The sequence below is a fragment of the Acinetobacter sp. RF14B genome (assembly GCF_006864105.1).
Lineage (GTDB): Bacteria > Pseudomonadota > Gammaproteobacteria > Pseudomonadales > Moraxellaceae > Acinetobacter > Acinetobacter lwoffii_C.
On record NZ_SMTB01000222.1, the window covers coordinates 1 to 562 of the forward strand.

Here is a 562-nt window from a genome sequence, read left to right on the forward strand (position 1 = left end):
CAGGTATGGAAGTGTTCTACTTCTGCGCCGACCCGCACAATAAGCCGATCGTTCACCCGAAAGTCACCACCTTTACCCATCTTTCGCAGTTACCGGAACTGTGGAAAGCGCGTGGTTGGGATATTACGGCATAGTTCTTCACACTCCCTTCACTTACCCCGCTTAAATTGGCGCTCAAAGGTAAGTAAAGGGAGTTTGATATGTCTGTTTCACGTCGGGTAATACATCACGGACTTTATTTTGCGGTTTTAGGACCGTTAATTGGTGTTCTGTTTCTTGTCCTCTACATCTTCTTCGCAAAAGAACCGCTGGTTCTTTTGCGAAGAATACAGGTACTTCCATTGTTTCTCTTATTGTCGATTACTACGGGAGTTATTCCTGCATTGTTAACCGGCGTGATGGTCGCCTGTCTGCCGGAAAAGATCGGGTCACAGAAAAATTATCGTTGTCTGGCTGGTGGCATAGGTGGCGTCGTTATCACCGAGATCTATTGTGCAGTTATTGTACATATTAAGGGCATGGCTTCCTCGGAGTTGTTTGAAAACATTCTTTCTGGTGACAG

General features: G+C 45.9%; 1 protein-coding gene. It reads left to right on the forward strand.

Translation table 11 applies throughout. From position 1 onward, the window contains the following. Window positions 1-200 precede the first annotated feature (200 nt). Window positions 201-562: hypothetical protein (locus tag E2K52_RS14620; RefSeq protein WP_151205705.1), on the forward strand; the 362-nt coding region annotated here is incomplete at its 3' end.